Source organism: Rothia sp. HMSC076D04 (assembly GCF_001814645.1).
Classification (GTDB): Bacteria; Actinomycetota; Actinomycetes; order Actinomycetales; family Micrococcaceae; genus Rothia; species Rothia mucilaginosa.
Window position 1 is genome coordinate 24,280 of sequence record NZ_KV817364.1, and the last position, 17,833, is coordinate 42,112.

The 17,833-nt window shown below is 62.8% G+C and carries 13 protein-coding genes; 8 read left to right on the forward strand and 5 right to left on the reverse strand.

The window, feature by feature from the left end; genetic code table 11:
* The first annotated feature begins 127 nt into the window (after positions 1–127).
* Positions 128–448 carry a 2Fe-2S iron-sulfur cluster-binding protein gene (locus tag HMPREF2980_RS01820; protein ID WP_005509285.1) on the forward strand — a complete coding sequence of 107 codons (321 nt, stop codon included), beginning with the start codon at positions 128–130 and terminating at the stop codon, positions 446–448.
* A 2-nt stretch (positions 449–450) separates the two neighbouring features.
* Entirely contained in the window at positions 451–1,392 is a 942-nt protein-coding gene (locus tag HMPREF2980_RS01825; protein ID WP_070689933.1) for a DUF4232 domain-containing protein, read from the forward strand.
* Between the two features lie 143 nt (positions 1,393–1,535).
* On the opposite strand, the gene HMPREF2980_RS01830 is transcribed toward HMPREF2980_RS01825, so the two are convergent.
* The gene (locus HMPREF2980_RS01830; protein WP_005507168.1) at positions 1,536–2,123 is read right to left on the reverse strand and encodes a malonic semialdehyde reductase; all 588 of its coding nucleotides are present in this window, start codon (positions 2,121–2,123) and stop codon (positions 1,536–1,538) included.
* Between the two features lie 147 nt (positions 2,124–2,270).
* On the opposite strand from HMPREF2980_RS01830, the gene HMPREF2980_RS01835 reads away from it, so the two are divergent.
* Positions 2,271–7,832 (forward strand): DEAD/DEAH box helicase, encoded by a 5,562-nt coding sequence (locus HMPREF2980_RS01835; protein WP_070689935.1) that lies wholly within the window; start codon positions 2,271–2,273, stop codon positions 7,830–7,832.
* Between the two features lie 265 nt (positions 7,833–8,097).
* Here HMPREF2980_RS01835 and HMPREF2980_RS01840 read toward each other — a convergent pair whose 3' ends face one another.
* Complete coding sequence (locus HMPREF2980_RS01840) at positions 8,098–8,682, reverse strand: TetR/AcrR family transcriptional regulator (RefSeq protein ID WP_049354486.1); 585 nt, start codon at positions 8,680–8,682, stop codon at positions 8,098–8,100.
* 558 nt (positions 8,683–9,240) lie between these two features.
* On the opposite strand from HMPREF2980_RS01840, the gene HMPREF2980_RS01845 reads away from it, so the two are divergent.
* From HMPREF2980_RS01845 to HMPREF2980_RS01865, 5 genes are all read left to right on the forward strand, one after another.
* On the forward strand, positions 9,241–10,419 hold the full coding sequence (locus HMPREF2980_RS01845) for a pseudouridine synthase (RefSeq protein WP_049354485.1): 1,179 nt from the start codon (positions 9,241–9,243) through the stop codon (positions 10,417–10,419).
* Positions 10,420–10,581: 162 nt separating this feature from the next.
* On the forward strand, positions 10,582–11,844 hold the full coding sequence (locus HMPREF2980_RS01850) for a glycoside hydrolase family 76 protein (protein WP_070689936.1): 1,263 nt from the start codon (positions 10,582–10,584) through the stop codon (positions 11,842–11,844).
* Positions 11,845–11,965: 121 nt separating this feature from the next.
* Positions 11,966–12,904: a Dyp-type peroxidase gene (locus HMPREF2980_RS01855; protein WP_070615632.1), complete on the forward strand. Its 939-nt coding sequence runs from the start codon at positions 11,966–11,968 to the stop codon at positions 12,902–12,904.
* A gap of 124 nt (positions 12,905–13,028) precedes the next feature.
* On the forward strand, positions 13,029–14,339 hold the full coding sequence (gene tgt / locus HMPREF2980_RS01860) for a tRNA guanosine(34) transglycosylase Tgt (RefSeq protein ID WP_070593001.1): 1,311 nt from the start codon (positions 13,029–13,031) through the stop codon (positions 14,337–14,339).
* Between the two features lie 32 nt (positions 14,340–14,371).
* Complete coding sequence (locus tag HMPREF2980_RS01865; RefSeq protein WP_070641818.1) at positions 14,372–14,881, forward strand: SRPBCC family protein; 510 nt, start codon at positions 14,372–14,374, stop codon at positions 14,879–14,881.
* 146 nt (positions 14,882–15,027) lie between these two features.
* Here the strand turns inward: HMPREF2980_RS01865 and HMPREF2980_RS01870 are convergent, their stop codons facing one another.
* From HMPREF2980_RS01870 to HMPREF2980_RS01880, 3 genes are all read right to left on the reverse strand, one after another.
* Positions 15,028–15,741, reverse strand: coding sequence for a hypothetical protein (locus HMPREF2980_RS01870; RefSeq protein WP_070592999.1), 714 nt, complete (start codon positions 15,739–15,741; stop codon positions 15,028–15,030).
* Positions 15,742–15,977: 236 nt separating this feature from the next.
* Entirely contained in the window at positions 15,978–17,099 is a 1,122-nt protein-coding gene (locus HMPREF2980_RS01875; protein WP_070634314.1) for a phosphoglycerol transferase, read from the reverse strand.
* A 111-nt stretch (positions 17,100–17,210) separates the two neighbouring features.
* Positions 17,211–17,723 (reverse strand): acyl-CoA thioesterase, encoded by a 513-nt coding sequence (locus HMPREF2980_RS01880; protein WP_070634313.1) that lies wholly within the window; start codon positions 17,721–17,723, stop codon positions 17,211–17,213.
* Positions 17,724–17,833: the final 110 nt, after the last annotated feature.

Sequence of the window (17,833 nt, forward strand, 5' to 3'; positions counted from 1 at the left end):
GCATAAAAATTAATATGCGTTCCCGTGATATGCGTGACGGTAGGGTTGGGGATGCGCCACAAAGTACGGTGAATAACAGCCCCTACCTCTACAATAGAAACGCATCACTACAGAAGAAGGAGAACGCATGGGCGTAACGATTAAGGTCACTGACGAAGCAGGCGTAAACTACGACATTCAGTGGGAAGACCACCACACCCTCCTGGAAACCCTCCAGGCTAACGGCGTGCCGGTCCTCGCAACCTGCGGTGGTAACGCATCCTGCGCTACCTGCCACGGCTTCATCGACCCCGAGCACTTCGAGGCTTCCGGTGAGCGCACCGAAGCTGAACAGGACCTGCTCGACATGGTCGACGATGTCGCCAACGAATACTCTCGCCTGTGCTGCCAGGTCGAGTACGCCCCCGGTATGGACGGAGCAGAAATCCAAATGCAGGCGGCGATGTAATCATGTTTAAATCGGCTCAGGTACTCGCATCAACCACCCTCCTCTGTTGCGTGCTCGCGCTCAGTGGATGCGGCGCGTCCCAGGCCGGTCAGGAAGCTGAAGGCACCTCGGCACAGCCGAGCGCTTCGGCTTCGGTCAAGCCCGGCACGATTCGAGTAGCCTCCGACGGGGCTACCCCTTCGGTGAGCCCGGGTTCCATTACCGTGGTGAACTCCCCCGACGCGGAGCACCACGAGTCTTCCTCTGAGCACTCCGAGTCTTCTTCCCACACCGAGACTCACGAGTCGAAGCAGAGCTCTGACTCTCATTCTTCTGAGTCCTCCCACGAGGGTTCCGAGCAGAACAACTCAGATGACTCTGCAGATTCTCAGCAGGACTCCCAGAAGGGCTCAGACTCGTCTTCGCAGTCGGGTTCTCGCTCTTCGGGTAACTCTTCGAACTCCTCCGGTTCCTCGAACTCGTCGAATTCTTCCAATTCCTCGAATTCTTCGGAGAAGTCCTCTAACTCCTCCAACAACGCTGAGGGTCCCGGTCAGTGCGATTTGGACGACCTGAATATTTCGGTGTCCATTGGCGACGGCTCCCCCGGCGCCCGCAACTACACCCTGTACTTCCAGAACTCCTCAGATTCCCCCTGCACCCTGCGCGGCTACCCGCGCGTGGTCCATGCGGGCCCCTCGGGAACCTGGGTTGGTCGTGAGGCATCCACCTCCGATGAGTACATGAACTCTGCGGGCGTGACCCTCAACCCCGGTGATAGCACCAGCGCTGTACTGCGTTCGGTGTACCCGGCACACTTCGGTGACGCGTGCGGTAGCCGACCGGTTCAGGGCTTCCTGGTGGGTCTTCCCTCCGGTTCCGGTGGTGTGATTGTTCCGCTGGATACGACCGCGTGTTCCTCGTCTGTTCCGCAGCTGTCGGTGGGTCAGTTTGGTGCCCGCTAACGCGGCGTTGTAGATGTGAATACTCTGGCGCGTTGTGTGCGCATATGGTTCAAGGGCGGTTCCCCGTGATGGGGAACCGCCCTTGAACTATCTATAAGCCTAAATCTAGGGTTTAGCTTTAGTCATACCATAGCTGCGCGCTCTTAGAGGGAGCGAGCAACCTCATCGTGGCTGAAGCGTGCACCGCGCGGGTATGCGGGAGCCTCACCGTGACCGAGGTTGACGACCAGGAAGGGGATTTCTGCGTTGTCCGCGAAGAATTCCTTTTTGATGCCGGCGAAGTCTGCGCCGGTCATGGGGCCGGCATCCAGGCCGAGGGCGCGGATTGCGGTAATGAAGTAGCCTGCCTGCAGGTGAGCGCTCAGCTCAGCGGCGGGGGTGGCGAGCTCCTCGGTGGTGTAGAAGCCCTTGATAAAGCCGGCAGCGTTGGGGTTGAAGGTGTCAGCGTGCTCTACCCAGTTTGCGTCTGCGGAGAGGATTGCGGTCACCGGTGCCGCCTGGGTCTTAGCCTTGTTGCCGTCTGCCAGGTGTGCGACGAGGCGCTCGCGTGCCTCGGGGCTCTTGACCCAGGTGATGCGCAGGGGCTGGCTGTTGAAGGCGGTGGGGCCATAGAAGGTCAGCTCCTGGATGCGGCGCAGCTGCTCGTCGGTGACGGGCTCCTCGGTGAAGGAGGAGACGGTGCGCGGCTCGTGGAAGAGGCTGATGAGCTGTTCTTCGGTCAGGCGGGTCATGGTGAGGCTCCTTTGGGTTGTTTCGCAGTCGATTACTTTACGGGTAAAATATTACATACTCTGTAGAGACACTGTCAAGCACATCTTCCTCCCCCAACCCCCAACAATTCAAGAGGCGCACACCATAAACCCCGCCATAATAGATACATGACCGACGCACTCTCCCACTTCTCCGCCCCCGTACGCGACTGGTTCCGCGCCACCTTCAGCGCACCCACCGCCGCCCAAGAAGGCGCCTGGGAGAGCATCCGCAACGGCAACAACACCCTCATCATCGCCCCCACCGGCTCCGGCAAAACCCTCGCCGCCTTCCTCTGGGCACTCGACGCCCTACACCGCGAACACGAAGCCGGCACCGCAGGCGGCACGCGCATCCTCTACATCTCACCCCTCAAAGCACTCGGCGCCGACGTCGAACGCAACCTGCGCGCACCGCTGACCGGAATCACGCGCCTGAGCGAAAACAACACGGGCGAACCGAACATCAGCGTGGGCGTGCGCAGCGGCGACACCCCCGCACGCGAACGCCGCCAACTCATCAGCAACCCGCCCGACATTCTCATCACCACCCCCGAATCCCTCTACCTCATGCTCACCAGCGCCGCCCGCAACACCCTCGCGGGCGTCACCACCGTGATCGTGGACGAGATCCACAACCTCGCCGCCACCAAACGCGGCGCACACCTGGCGGTCTCCCTCGAACGCCTCGACGCACTCCTCGAAAAGCCCGCACAGCGCATTGGGCTCTCCGCAACCGTCGAAAACCCGGAGGCGGTCGCCCGGTTCCTCGGCGGCATTCAGCCGGTAACCATCATGAGCCGTCCAGTCGTCAAAGAATGGGACCTGCGCCTGAGCGTGCCCGTACCCGATATGGCGGCACTCGGAGGCGCCAACGACTACGGGCAGGGGCTCTACGCGCCCTCAGAGATGCAGGGAGGCGGAGGCTCAGCTTCTACGAGCTCGCCGGTAAGTGCGGCGCAGCCTATCTCTAGTGCAGCAAGCACCCCGGCGAGCGCTCCCTACACGCTCGAAGACGCCATTGGCGTGTTCCCCGGGCAGGCAAACCCAGCGCAGGAACCCGCGCAAGAAACCGGGCAGGCAAACCCGTCGCGACAGGGCGATACCGCTGCGCCCAAAAATACGCTCACCATCTCGGAAGAAGCATTGCATGAGGGGGCACTGCACGAAAAGACGCTGCGAGACACCCCCGGTAGCGAGCGCCCCGAGACCTCCATCTGGCCGCGTGTGCAGGAGCGCATCGTCGACCATATTGAGAACAACCGTTCTACGATTGTTTTCGTTAATTCGCGTGGACTAGCAGAAAAGCTCACCGCGGCACTCAACGATATTCACCTGCGCCGCGTCCTCGCACAGCAGGGAATCGACCCCGAAGACTACGCGACAGGCATCGGCGACATCGCCGAGGTGCCGCCGCTCGCCCGCGCGCACCACGGCTCCGTGTCCAAGGAACAGCGCACCCTCATCGAGGAGGCGCTCAAGGGCGGAACCCTGCGCTGCGTGGTCGCCACCAGCTCCCTGGAGCTGGGCATCGATATGGGTCACGTGGACCTCGTAATCCAGGTGGCGGCGCCTCCATCGGTTGCCTCCGCACTGCAGCGCGTGGGCCGCGCCGGACACCGCGTGGGCGAAATTTCGCGCGGATTCTTCTACCCCAAGCACCGCGGCGACCTGCTCGGCGCAACCGTCACCCTCGCCGGAATGCGCAGCGGAACCCTCGAGCCACTTGCCATCCCCACCAACCCCCTGGACGTACTCGCGCAGCAGACCGTCGCCGCCTGCGCGTTGGGCCCCATCAGCGTGGACTCCTGGTACGAGGCGCTACGCCGCAGCGCACCCTACGCCGAACTGCCGCGCGCCCTCTTCGACTCCGTACTCGAAATGCTCGCCGGACGCTACCCCTCCGATGAATTCGCTGAATTGCGCCCGCGCATCATCTGGGATCGCACCCCTACCGAGGAAGCCCCCTCCGGCAGTATTGAGGGCCGCCCGGGTGCGCAACGCCTCGCCGTCACCAGCGGCGGCACGATTCCCGACCGCGGGCTCTTCCCCGTCTACCTGGTCAGCGGCGATGAGGAGCGCGGCCCCAAGCGTGTGGGTGAGCTCGACGAGGAAATGGTGTACGAATCCCGTGCCGGCGAGGTCATCACCCTCGGCGCGAGCAGTTGGCGCATTGAAGAAATTACGCACGACGCGGTGCGGGTCTCCCCCGCACCCGGTCAGCCCGCGCGCCTGCCTTTCTGGCACGGCGACCGCATGGGCCGCCCCTACGCCCTGGGCGTGCAGACGGGTGCGTTCACGCGCGCCCTCTCCAGCCTGGGCGCCACCGATAGCGCCGCCGCCCGCCTGCAGCTCGAACAGCTCGGATTGGACACCTGGGCGGTCGATAACCTGCTCGCCTACCTGCGTGAGCAGCGCGAATCCACCGGGGCGGTCCCCTCCGACACCCGCATGATTGTGGAGCGGCACCGCGACGAACTGGGCGATTGGCGCGTGGTCCTGCACTCGCCGCTCGGCTACGGGGTGCACGCGCCCTGGGCGCTGGCAGTGCGCGCCCGCATTGAGGAGCGGTATGGGGTGGACGCTTCCGTCATGGCGAGTGATGACGGCTTGATTCTGCGTCTGCCCGCTATGGAGGATGTGCCGCCCGGCGCTGATCTGTTCCTTTTCGACCCGGACGAGCTGGAGGCGATTGTCACCGAACGCGTAGGCGATTCGGCGCTTTTTGCGTCTCGGTTCCGTGAGAATGCGGCGCGCGCCCTGCTGTTACCGCGCCGTGATCCGGGTAAGCGCACCCCGCTGTGGCAGCAGCGTCAGCGTGCGGCGCAGCTGCTGGATGTGGCGCGTAAGTACCCTGATTTTCCGGTGCTTTTGGAGACGGCGCGCGAGTGTCTGCAGGATGTGTACGATGTTCCGGCGCTGGTTCAGGTGCACCGTTCACTGCAGTCTCGGGCGGTGTCCATGCTGGAGGTTGAGACGAACGAGCCTTCGCCTTTTGCGCGCACTCTGCTCTTTGAGTACGTTGCCGAGCATCTCTACGACGGCGATGCGCCCGCCGCCGAACGCCGCGCCGCCGCGCTCTCGCTGGACCCGGCGCTGCTTGCTGAGTTGCTGGGTTCGAGCGGTCTGCGTGACCTGCTGGATCCGGCGGTGCTAGTGCAGACTCAGCAACGCCTGCAACGCACCGGTGAGCGTTACCGCGCCTGCGGTGTGGAGGGTGTGGCGGATTTGCTGCGTCAGCTGGGCCCGTTGAGCGCGCGGGAGTTGAGCCTGCGTTTGCGCTCTGACAACCCGCCGACTGAGGCGCCCGGCATTGAGCATGAGGATTCTGAAAACTACGGCGAGGAGTACGGCGAGGAGTACGGCGCGCACGCCAGCGTGGAGCAGGCGCGCGAACTGGCGGAGCAGCTGGTGCGCTCGCGCCGCGCGTTCTCATTCATGGGAGCTGCCGACATGGGAGCTACCGACGATTCCGCCGAGCCGCAGCTGTACTATGCGGTGGTTGAGGATGCTGCGCGTCTGCGCGATGGGCTGGGCATTATGCCCGCCGCGGCGCTTCCTGTAGCCCTTCTGGAGCCGGTCGCGGAGCCTTTGGAGGATCTGGTTTCTCGCTATGCGCGCACCCATATTCCCTTCACTGCGCAGCAGGCGGCGGAGCATTTTTCGCGCCTGACCCCGGTGGGTGTGGGCGTGCTGACTCCGGTGTTGCAGCGTCTTCAGCAGCAGCGCCGCCTAAGCTCCGGCGAGTTCCTGCCCGAGGTGCTGCGCACTCCCGGGTCTGCCGGTGTCGAGTGGGTGGATGCGCAGGTTTTGCGCACGATTCGTGCCCGCTCTCTGGCGGCGTTGCGTGAGGAAATTGAGCCGGTATCGGCGCAGGTCTATGGTGTATTCCTACCCTCATGGCAGAACGTTCGTTCTTTATCCGTGCGGGTTGCGCAGACCCTGCCGGAGGCGAGCGCCTACGGCGCGTTCATGCCCTCCCGCCGCACCGCCACGGTAATGGGCGAGAGGGTGGCGCCTCTCGGCCCGGCGGCGCTCAACCCGGCGGTACCCAACCCGTTAGCTGAGCACGGCACAGAACATACGGGACAAGATTCCGCCTCCTCCACGGAGGATCTGCTCACCGCCATCGACCAGCTGGCGGGTGTGCGCGTACCGGCTTCCGCGCTGGAGACGCTGATCCTCCCGGCGCGTGTGCCCGGCTACCAGCCGCACATGCTGGACGAGCTGATGGCAAGCGGCAGGGTGTTCTTCACCGGCGCCGGTCAGCTCGGCGGCGGTAGCGCGCAGAAGTCTGACGGCTGGATTCGCCTGCATTTGAGCGAGAGTTCCTCGCTGACTCTGGGTGAGCTGACCATGGGCGAGGACTACCCGGAGCAGCTGTTACGCGCGGAGAACCCCGAGCTTTGGGAGGCGCTGCAGGCTCCGGGCACGCTCGAGCACGCCATCTATGAGGCGCTGGCTCATGGCGGCCTGTTCGTGCCGGCGCTACGTGAGCGGGTGGCGCAACTGATGAGCGCTGCGGCACCTGCCGGTCAGGTGGTGACTTTCCCGGATGCGGCGGAGGTTTCGGCGGCGCTGTGGCGCCTGGTGTGGGCTGGTGCGGTGACGAACGATAGTTTCGCGCCGGTTCGGGCGATGCTTGCGGGCGTCCGCAGTGCGCATCCGACTCCGGCAGCCCCTGCGCGTCTGTCGCGGGTGGGTCGCCGTGGTGCGGGCCGTATTGCGGCGGCACGCGCCTCCATGGGTAACGGCTTGGCGGGCGGATACGGCGCTGCCACCGGGCGCGGTCTGCGTTCCCTGCGCGGCGGGTTCCATGGCGCCGCTCCCGCCGTTGCCCCGCAGGATAGCGGTCGCTTCTCACGCGTGGACACACTGCTGCAGGAGCCGGTGGAGGCGACGGTTACGGCGCTCGCACGCGCCGACCTGCTGCTGGACCGCTACGGTGTACTGACTCGCGGGTGCCTGCAGGTGGAGGATTCTGCCGGCGGGTTCTCGCAGCTGTACCGGATTTATTCGGCGGCTGAGGATCGTGCGCTGGTGCGTCGCGGCTACTTTATTGAGGGTTTGGGCGCGGCGCAGTTTGCCGCCCCCGCGACGGTGGACCTGCTGCGTTCTACCGCCGATAGCCTCAGTGTTCCCGCAAGTCCACAGGGTTTTGGCGCGACACAGGGTTTTGGTGCGAGTGCCTACACCCCGCAGCGTACCGATACGGAGCGGGTGTACGGCACGTTCACAGTGACCCTGTTGGCGGCGACCGACCCCGCGAACCCGTACGGTGCGGCGCTGAGCTGGTCCGCGATTCCCTCCTTTGCGCACGAGGGCGAGGGCACCGTAAAGCACCGCCCGGCACGCAAGGCGGGCGCCTGCGTGGTGCTGGTGGACGGCGCACCGGTGCTCTATGTGGAGCGTGGCGCGAAGACCCTGTTGGCTTTCACCACCGACCCGGTACTTCTGGAGGCGGCGGCCCCCGCCCTGGCGCGCCTGGTGTCCGCCGGCGGTGCGGAGAAGATTTCGGTGGAGAAGGTCAACGATGTGGAGCTTTTGGGCACCCACACGGTGAGCACATCCACATTGGGCGCATCCGGCGGCGAGGTTGTAGAGCATCCGGTGGAGGCGCTGCGTGCGGCACTGCAGGCGCAGGGGTTCTACGCGACGGTTCGTGGCCTGTCGCTACGCCGCTCCATTTAGCCCGAGCCTCAAGCTTAGCCTCAGAGTAAAACTATTTTCTTCAATCTCAACTTGAGCATCATAATGCCCCGCACCCCCACGGAAGGGGGTACGGGGCATTATGTTTCCCTACTCACGAACCGGGTGGTGTTCCCGGAGTCCACCACGTCGCAAGCGGCGTAGCGGAGGAATAACCGCCCGGATGTCCACGTCATCTTTGCCGTGGAGCACATAACCAAACATCGGAGCGGGAAGTCCTGTGTAGACCTGTCACCTCTTGAGGCGGCTAGTAGCCGCCAGTGAGGGTGTCCACGGCACCCAGGCACAGGTCGATGGCTTCTTCGAGCCCGAGCCCGCGGGAGCGAACGGTGCGCTGATCGCGGGGGTTGAGTTGCACGACGTGCATGGCGAAGTAGTCGACGAGCTGCAACCAGCCTCCGAGGATGACGCGGGTGCGGTCATTAATCGGCATGCCGGTGCGTTCAAGCATCCATTCGAGGTAGTCGGTGGGGTTGTTCGGGAAGTCCTCCCCACCGGGGGTGGGGACACCGGCTACGACGAGGAAATAGGTGCGCAACTCCCTGCGGAGTGCTTCCTCGGGATTTTCGTGGTGCTCGCCGAGAGCCTCAAGGACTGCGTTGGCTTCGCGTCGGGTGACAGCTGCCGCCAGGGAGTCCTTGCCGGGGAAGTAGTGGTAGAGCAGGGCGCGGGTAATGCCTGCATCGCGGGCGATAGCGCTCATGGAGGCACCGAGCACGCCGCGGCGAGCGAAATGTTCTGCAGCGATTTTCAGAATTTGCTCTTCGCGTTCGTGCGGCTCCATGCGCAGGGCACCGGTGCGAGGCTCCGCATTCTTTTGTGAATGTTCCATAACCTCTCCTCTCGCATTTTCCGGTGCTTTGGAATTGTCCGATTGCACCGCTGTAATTGGGGGTGTTCCTTTAACCTCTGCATCCTTGCGCTGTTTCTGTCCCATTTCGACCCCTTCGTTCGAAATATCGAACTTCTGTGTCTTAATCGTACCGCTTTAAGGCGGTTTCCAGCCTTTATTAAGGTGTTTATGACGTAGGATGCCCAGGTTATCAGGTCTTTAATTGCTTTACATCTTTTATACTTAGAAAAACCACAGGGGCTAAATTGAGGGTTATTGATTTATGATTTGACAGCATTTTCGAAAATACCGCACTCAATCGATAGTTTTTGTAAAATTAATGCACTTTTTTTAAATTAAATGTCCAATAATTTCAAAAATTTGTGAAGTTTTCGTTTTCTGTTCCACGTATTCACACAAACATTCATGAGTGTCAGACAAAACTGTCTTCTGCAACCCCACACCAAGCCCACGGTAATATTTCCACCCGCATGCTGCTCAGTCTGGCGCACCCGGGTCGCCGCCGAATCAGTCCCTCCCAAAAGGTAGAGTAGAGCCATGCCCGCACAGAACACCGCACGCCCACAACCCACCTCACAGTCCAGCTCTCAGCCCAAAACACAGCAGGGAACACAGCCCACCTATCAGGCAAAGCCTGCACGCCGCACGCATCGCCGTCTGCTGACCCCTCCGCTGGCTCAGAAGAACGGTATCGACCCGATTCAGCTGATCCTGCCGCTCGTGGAGGAGCTCCCCGCCGAGCTCGCCCCGAGCAACACTGCACCGAACAACACCGCCCCGAACAATACGGCTCCGACAACCATTGCGGATTACCTGATTGCGCGCTTCTACCCGAACGACCCGCAGATTATTCACGCCCGCTTTAATACCGGTGAGGTGCGCCTGGACGACGGCACAATTCTGACTAGCGACAGCCCGTATATGCCGGGTGAGCGCATCTGGTACTTCCGTGAGCTTGCCGATGAGCCGCAGCTACCCTCAGACATGCCGGTGCTCTACGAGGATGAGCACGTGCTGGCGATTGATAAGCCGCATTTTCTGCCGACCACCCCGCGCGGTTCCTATATTGCGCAGACCGCGCTGACCAAGCTGCGGGTGCGTGAGCAGAACCCGCTACTGATTCCGATTCACCGCCTGGACCGCCCGACCGCGGGTGTGCTGCTTTTTGCCAAGACCGTTGAGGCACGCCGCCCCTTCCAGATGATGTTTCAGCACCGTCAGGTGTCAAAGACCTACCGTGCCGTGGCGCCGGTTCCCGCCGATGCTGCCGCCGCCGAGCAGGCGTTGAGTGCGGAGGGGCTGCAGGTGCGTTCGCATATTCAGAAGATTCGTGATCAGCTGCAGGTTCAGCAGCTTTCTGAGCAAGAGTGCGCGGCGCAGGGTGTGGAGCCGAATACGCTGACGACCGTGAAGATTCTGCGGACTTTCACTCCGAGTGCGCAGGCGGTTGAGGGGTGGCGCGCGGAACCGAATAGAGAATGGGCGCTCTATGATTTGGCGCCTCACACCGGCAAAACGCACCAGCTGCGGGCGCATCTGAATATGCTCAGCGCCCCCATTCTGGGCGATGTGCTCTACCCGCAGGTGCTACCCGACGCGCCAGACCGCCCGGAGTACCCGCTGCAGTTGCTGGCGTACAGCCTGCATTTTGAGCATCCCATCACCGGCGAGCGAGTGGATTTGTACAGTGGCCGCTCACTCACTGCCGCCTCCTAACTGGTTTTTGAATGGCGTTCACCCCGTTCCCTGCGGTGCATCTTCTCGGCGGTCTCTCGAAAAGGAATCACACCCGAGAGCCCGCCCACAGCATCCGGGCGCTCAGAGGGCAAAAAGTGGGATAATTCAGACGTAATACTTCACCGCAACTACAGAGGGTCCATGAATTCCCAGCCGTCTTCCCACAACGCGCAGTCTCTGGAGTCGATTAGCGAGTACGCCGAGCGCACCTCCTCGCACGCCGCTGCCGCAGCCGACAGCGTCACCGACACCTTCGTGCACCGCATCCTCGGTGTTCCCGGCGCCCTCATCGGCTCGGTTCAGGTTCCCGATCCTCGCCCGCTGAGCCAGCGTCTGAGCGCGTGGCACTACTGGTGGCAGGCGCACCTGCTGGACTGTGTGATTGATGCCGGCCAGCGTCACCTGCGCGAGGGCGATATTACTGCCGCACAGGAGGAGCTGCACCGCGCCCGCGCGCTGTTGCGCGGCATTAACGTGCGCAACTACGGCCGCTTCGCGAACGACTACTTTGACGATATGGCGTGGCTGACCCTCGCGGTGGGCCGCATGAATTCCTTCTGCATCGAGCTGACCGGCGCTAATGATGTTGCCGCCCAGGATGCTGGCGTGGCCCTCTTCGAGCAGTTGGCGAAGGGTTTCTCCCCGGTGGGTGGCATGAGTTGGCGCAAGTCCAAGCGTGATTTTGTGAATGCTGCGGCAACCGCGCCGACCGCGCTGGCGTATGCGCGTGCGGGCGACCCGAAGACTGCCGCAGCGCTGATGGACTGGATGAACGAAACCCTCTGGGATGCAGAACGTTCGCTCTATATTGACGGCGTGAACGTGCGCGGCGACGAGTACGAGTACGAGCGCGGCGAATTCACCTACAACCAGGGAACCGCCCTGGGCGCCCTGCTGAGCCTCGCCGCATCCGGTGTGCCCTGCGAGGTGGACCCCGCAGAACGCGCCGAGCGCCTCATCGTCGGCATCGTCAAGCACATGACCGAAGAGGTGGAGTTCCTCTCCGGTGCGCGCCGCCGCATCCTCATCTCTCACGGCGACGGCGACGGCGGCCTGTTCACCGGCATTCTCGTGCGCTACCTGGGCATGGCGGCATCCTCGCCGCTGCTTAGTGATGAGGCGCGAGCGCTCGCCTCGACCCTGGTGTACTCGACCGCACGCGCCCTGTGGGAGGGTCGCCGCGAGTTTGACCCCGACCTGCCGATGAATGAGTACGGCATTGACCCGAATGAGATTCGCGGTAAGGCGCTCGTGCAGTTCTCCCCGCGGTTCACCGAGCCGATGAGCAAGGTTGTGAAGCCCGGCGCGCCGGTGGAGCTGTCCGCTCAGGTGCAGGCGTGGACTATTTTTGAGACGGCGGCGCGTCTGGCGCATGCCCGTGACCTCGCCTCCCACGGCTTCTAAAGCACGGCTTTTATATTCCCAGCCCTAATCTTCTCCGTTCAGTGCAGAAGGTTAGGGCCTGTGCAGAAGGTTAGGGCTAGATTCATTGCAGGGGCGTACACACGGGCGTACGGTGAGTTTTATGTTTGCACCAGAATCACAACAGGTCACTGCCAGCCCGAACGCTAACACCATTTTCATGGTGTGGAAGTTCAAGGAAGACATCAGCCAGGATGCGCTCATTGAGGGGTTCCAGAACCTCTGCGGGCTCGTTATTAACCTCAACCACACCGCCGCGAACCGCTACTCTCCCGAGAACGCCAGCGTTGTGCTGGGTATCAGCCACAGCGCGTGGCTGACCCTGGATCTGCCCAAGCCGCTGCCGCAAGAGCTCGTGGAGTTCGAGGAGATTAGGGGCCCTAAGCACACCGCGGTGTCCACTCCCGGCGATCTGCACTTCCACATCCGCGCGACCCAGCCGTCCGTCGCCTACGATATGGCGTCCGCTATTACCGCGGCTCTGCGCGATGTTGCCGAGGTACTGGATGAGGTGCACGGCTTCCGCTACTGGGACGGCCGCTCCATCATCGGTTTTGTGGACGGCACCGAGAACCCGCAGACCCCCGCGGCACGCGAATACTTTGGCGTCATCGGTGACAGCGACCCCATGTACAGGGGCGGCAGCTACCAGTTCGTGCAGAAGTACATCCACGACATGACCGCGTGGAACGCCCTGCCCGTCTCCGAGCAGGAGAAGGTCATTGGCCGCTCCAAGCACGACGACATCGAGATGAGCGAGGACGAGAAGCCCGCCAACTCGCACTCCGCTATCGCCAATATCGGTGACGACTTCAAGGTTATTCGCGACAACATGCCCTTCGGCACCGTGGGTAACAACGAGCTGGGCACCTACTTCATCTGCTACGCCAGCACCTTCTCGACCGTCCGGAAGATGCTCATGAACATGTTCACCGGCGTGGATGGCGCCAACTACGACCGTCTGCTGGATTTCAGCACTGCGGTGACCGGCACCCTCTTCTTCGTGCCGACTGTGGATATGCTCGGCGACTTCGCCGGCTAAGGCGAGCTAAACCCAGCTACCCTCAGCTAAATTCTCGTGAACCCCGCCTCCGGCAAAGGAGGCGGGGTTTTCCGGTAGGCTAGGGTGTAGACATTCAGACGGAAAGCAAACAATCGAGAGAAGAATGAGCGTTCTAGATAACTCTTTCCCCACCGAGGACTTTGGCTTCACCATCACCAGCCGCCTGGCGGACACCGCCTCCCCCAGCGCTGAACGTGTAGAAGCCAACGGCGGACAGTTCCGCGGACGCGCCGGTGTCATCACCACCCCGCACGGACAGATTCAGACCCCCGCCTTCACCCCCGTGGGCACCAAGGCAACCGTCAAGGCGGTTCTGCCCGAATCCATGAAGGAGCTCGGCGCTCAGGCTCTGCTCTCCAACGCCTACCACCTGTACCTGCAGCCCGGCCCCGAAATCCTCGACGCAGCAGGCGGCCTGGGCGCATTCATGAACTGGGACGGACCCACCTTCACCGACTCCGGCGGATTCCAGGTCATGAGCCTGGGCTCCGGCTTCAAGAAGGTTATCGATATGGGTACCGTCGCGGACGCTAAGGGCGCCGACGGCCGCCCCCTCGGCGACGACGACGTGGCGAAGGGCAAGGAACGCCTCGCCCACATTGACGACGACGGCGTGAACTTCAAGTCGCATATTGACGGCTCGATTCACCGCTTCACCCCCGAGGTGTCCATGCAGGTTCAGCACCAGATCGGTGCCGACGTCATGTTCGCCTTCGACGAGCTGACCACCCTCTACAACTCCCGCGGCTACCAGGAGGAGGCGCTCGAACGCACCCGCCTGTGGGCGCTGCGCTGCATCGCTGAGCACCAGCGCCTGACCACTGAGCGCGTGGGCAAGCCCTACCAGGCACTGTTTGGCGTCATTCAGGGTGCACAGTACGAGGACCTGCGCCGCAAGGCATGCCAGGACCTCGGCTCCATGCCCTTCGACGGCTTCGGCATCGGTGGTGCGCTCGAGAAGGAAAACCTCGGCACCATCGTGCGCTGGTGCGCCGAAGAGCTGCCCGAATCTAAGCCCCGCCACCTGCTCGGCATCTCCGAACCCGACGACATCTTCGTCGGAATCGAGAACGGCGTGGACACCTTCGACTGCGTCTCCCCCACCCGCGTGGCACGCAACGCAGCCGTCTACTCCCCCACCGGCCGCTACAACATCACCAACGCGCGCTTCAAGGCGGACTTCTCGCCCATCTACGAGGGCTGCGACTGCTACACCTGCACCCACTACACCCGCGCCTACCTGCGTCACCTCTTCAAGGCGGACGAGCGTCTGGCGGCGACCCTCGCCTCCATCCACAATGAGCGCTTCATCGTGCGCATGGTGGACGACGCCCGCGAAGCCATCAAGGACGGCACCTACTTCGAGTACCGCGACGAGTTCCTCGGCAACTACTACTCCGGCAAGAAGCCCTAAACCCGCTCTTCAACCCGTTTAAGGAGAACCCTATGAGCATCACTCATGTTCCCGATGAGGAGCTTCTCGTCTTCGACCACGAGATCGCAGCCCCGGTCGAGGACGTCTTCGGCGCCTACCTGGACCCCGAACTGCTGGTCCGCTGGTACGGCCCCGCAGGCTGGCACGTGCGCCCCACCGACGTTGTCGTGGAGCCTGTCGTCGGCGGCATGCAGCGCCTGTCCATGATCAACGAGGTTGACCCCTCGGTGTCCTGTATTCTGCAGAGCCGCTTTTTGAGCATTGAACCGTTCAAGGAGCTCGAATACGCCGAGCAGTTGCCCGACCACCTGGGCAACCCCGGTAGCGTGCTGGTGTACCAGCGTCACCGTTTCTTCCCCGAAACCGTGATTACCGCCGACGGCGTGGGTTCCGGTACCCGCATCCTCATTGAGATTGGCCCCATGCCCGCCTCGGTTCACGAGGAGGTGCGCACCACCTGGCGTTCAACCTTCGCCCGCCTGGATGACGTACTCGCCGCCCGCGCACGTGGGGAGCTCTAAAACCTGCCGCGCCAGCTGCCTGAGATAGCTTCAAGACAAAAAGCGCCGCGTTGACGAATCATTCGTCAACGCGGCGCTTGTGTTTAACACCCGTGCCTTGCCGGGTGCACCTTCTGGGGTGTGCCCTGCCGGATGTGAATCGTAAACTAGTTGGTCAGCTTCACGGTAATGACGGTGCTACCACCATCCAGGGACACGCACTCGGGGGTCGCACGATCCGCGCCGTCGCCCGGCTTCCAGTAGCAGCGCGCCGACATGACGGTACGCTCACCATTCGCCTTATCGGTCACCTCGGCGGGGTTCTGCACCACAAACTGGCGGATCAGCTCACGCGCAAACAGGCAATCCACCGCACCCGAGGCCACCTGAACCGTAGCGTTGTGCTTCAGGTAGCCGGTAGCGTCCATGCTGCCGCAGCTACCGCCCGCAGACTGAACATCCGAGTTGGACAGGCTTGCGGTGCTCGACGCCTTCGCCACTGCACTCGCCGAAGTATTCGCCTTAGCCGATGCGGAAGGGCTCGACGCCGCGCTCGCCTGCGCGGTTGCCGTGGGGCTTGCGGTGGTGATGGTTCCGGGGCTCACGGTAGCCACCGCGGTGGGGGTGTGCACGGTACCGGCAGTCGGGGTGCTTTCAGTGACCGTTGCGGTGCGGGTGGGGCTGGCGGTTGCCTTCGCGCTCGTAGCGCTGGGGCTAGGGGTTGCGGTGGCGCTCGGGGAGGCGGTAGTGGCGCCTCCGGAGCATGCCGACAGCGCCAGCAGCAGCGTGGCACCGAGTGCTACGGGGCTGTAGCGCTTAGCGGTGCGGAGGGTAGTAGAACGAGCCTGGATAGAAGTCTGGTGCTTCTGTGCCGGATGCATGGTGACCTTTCTGCGTCATCGGTTCGGGTTCCTATCAGCATTCTAAAGACGCTACCTGTGAGCTAGCTATACGGCATCTTAGGAACCCGCAGGGTGGACCCTCTGGGCATAACGGAAAAGGGCACAGCGGAAAGAACGCAATAAGGAGGGGTGCCCCGGCATTACGGAAGCCCCTCCTTAGCTCTTCACAACTCATTGACAGCTCACTGACAACTCATTGCCTCTGGCACGGGCGCTTAGCCTTCCTGCCTGCCACGCACCAGAATAGTGTGGCCGTTTCCGTCATGGCAGCTAATCGAGCCAGTCTCAATCTCACCGAAGCAGGTCAGCTGATTACCATCGGCAGCGGGCACAGTCACCACATCCCAGGTGTGCATCATCTTCGTGTTTGCGGTGGTGGTCTCCCCGTGCAGAACCGAGGACTCATTCACGGTATTCACCTCGCTGGCGCCGGTCAGGAAGTTCATGCGAGTCACCTCCACCGGACCGGCAAAAGTACGACCGACCGCACCGTTACCGTCACCGGTCTGCTCACCGGTGCGGCGCTCGCACACCAGGGTTCCATCCGCGGGGTTCAGCTCGCAGAGGGTGCGCTCGTCATCGCTCTTGAAACGGTAGTAGCCGGCACCGGAATCGTAGTAGGAGGGCTCCATGAGGAAGGGAATCGGGGGAGCATCCGGGTTTTCCAGACGAGCCACAAAGGCGACATCCTCACCGATGGTACATTCGGGGGCGCCGCGATCCTCGCGACGGTTCTCAGCCATCGCGTACTGCGGGTTCCAGTAGCAGGTGGCGTCCTGAACCTTCGCAACCTGGTGCTCGGTCAGGTTGTCGTCGGCACGCGGGGTGGTGATGTACTCGGTCAGCACGTCCAGGGCGTGGGCGCAGTCCACGGTACCGCGCAGCACCATGATTTCCGCACCAGTCTTCAGGTAGCCCTTGCGGCCAATGTGTCCGCAGCGCTCGCCGGCGGAGGCGCGTTCAGCCTCCACCTTTTCGGGCGCGCGGGGAGTGTCACCGGTGGGGGTTGCTGCCGCGACGGGGGTTGCCTTTGCATCAGCGGGTGCGGAGGAATCGGACGCCTTCGCCTCGGCGCTCTCGCTGGGGGCGGGTGCCTGAGTCTCGGTGACGGTCGGCTCGGTCTTCTTCGTCGGCGTCGGGGACGCGGTGGAGGAAGGAAGCGGGTACTTCGAGTGGTTAGCCGTACTGGAGGCGCTGGGGGTCGACGAGGAGTTTTCGCTCTGAGAACCGCCGAAGCAGCCGGTCAGAGCGAGGAGCAGGGCGGCGGCGCATCCGGTGGCGCGCATCGTGCGGCGACCCCAACCGGTGGGGTCTGCCTGAGTGTGGTGGAACGACATCGTTATCTCTCCCGGGAATGAACCTTTTGCACCCTTTGCAGAAGGTATTTAAAGCATACGCTTGACCCCGTTCAAGACCGGTTTATTACAGCGGAGCGCCGGTATCTACCCCTACTTCTGCGGCAGGTAGGAGCTCAACAGCTCACGCTGCTCGGGGCTCAGACGGGTCAAACGCCCCACAACCGAATCCCAGAACGCCAGCACGGTAAAGGCACGCACGCATTCGCGGCCGTCCACCGGGGAGAGAATCGAGTAGCCAATCCGCACGGATGCGGCGCTGACCTTCTCCACGCTCAGGCGCACGGGTACGGGCTCACCGGTGTAGGGCAGCTGAGCCAGGTAGCGGATGCCGTGCTCGGCAATAAGCGCCTGCACGCCCTCGGCAACCAGGTCGAAAAGCGGAATCGGAGGCTGCGGTGCCACGGTGGGCTTCTGCCCGGAGGAGGGCGGCGGGCCGAAGAGCGCCACACGGGCTTCTTCCATGACCGAGAGGATGGCAACGTTGTTGACGTGCCCGTAGGCGTCCATATCGCCCCAGCGTGCGGGTACGTGCACCAGCAGTTCGTCGGTGGTACCGACCTCAGAGGTGGGGGTGTTTTCGCGGTTCTTTTCGTGGCTTTGCATGGTTTTAACTCTACTCCCCCACCGCTGTGAGGCGGCTATTCGTACGAATCCGCAAGGTACAGCAAATGAATCAGCTGATAATGATTCGGGGGCTAGAAATATATTTGATA

What these genes read in the sequence shown, in the direction of transcription:
- HMPREF2980_RS01835 (WP_070689935.1), top strand. Translation starts at nt 2,271, where the DNA reads ATGACCGACGCACTCTCCCACTTCTCCGCCCCCGTACGCGACTGGTTC.
- HMPREF2980_RS01830 (WP_005507168.1), bottom strand. Translation starts at nt 2,123, where the DNA reads ATGACCCGCCTGACCGAAGAACAGCTCATCAGCCTCTTCCACGAGCCG.
- HMPREF2980_RS01840 (WP_049354486.1), bottom strand. Translation starts at nt 8,682, where the DNA reads ATGGAACATTCACAAAAGAATGCGGAGCCTCGCACCGGTGCCCTGCGC.
- HMPREF2980_RS01880 (WP_070634313.1), bottom strand. Translation starts at nt 17,723, where the DNA reads ATGCAAAGCCACGAAAAGAACCGCGAAAACACCCCCACCTCTGAGGTC.
- HMPREF2980_RS01875 (WP_070634314.1), bottom strand. Translation starts at nt 17,099, where the DNA reads ATGTCGTTCCACCACACTCAGGCAGACCCCACCGGTTGGGGTCGCCGC.
- HMPREF2980_RS01825 (WP_070689933.1), top strand. Translation starts at nt 451, where the DNA reads ATGTTTAAATCGGCTCAGGTACTCGCATCAACCACCCTCCTCTGTTGC.
- HMPREF2980_RS01845 (WP_049354485.1), top strand. Translation starts at nt 9,241, where the DNA reads ATGCCCGCACAGAACACCGCACGCCCACAACCCACCTCACAGTCCAGC.
- HMPREF2980_RS01820 (WP_005509285.1), top strand. Translation starts at nt 128, where the DNA reads ATGGGCGTAACGATTAAGGTCACTGACGAAGCAGGCGTAAACTACGAC.
- HMPREF2980_RS01850 (WP_070689936.1), top strand. Translation starts at nt 10,582, where the DNA reads ATGAATTCCCAGCCGTCTTCCCACAACGCGCAGTCTCTGGAGTCGATT.
- tgt (WP_070593001.1), top strand. Translation starts at nt 13,029, where the DNA reads ATGAGCGTTCTAGATAACTCTTTCCCCACCGAGGACTTTGGCTTCACC.
- HMPREF2980_RS01870 (WP_070592999.1), bottom strand. Translation starts at nt 15,741, where the DNA reads ATGCATCCGGCACAGAAGCACCAGACTTCTATCCAGGCTCGTTCTACT.
- HMPREF2980_RS01865 (WP_070641818.1), top strand. Translation starts at nt 14,372, where the DNA reads ATGAGCATCACTCATGTTCCCGATGAGGAGCTTCTCGTCTTCGACCAC.
- HMPREF2980_RS01855 (WP_070615632.1), top strand. Translation starts at nt 11,966, where the DNA reads ATGTTTGCACCAGAATCACAACAGGTCACTGCCAGCCCGAACGCTAAC.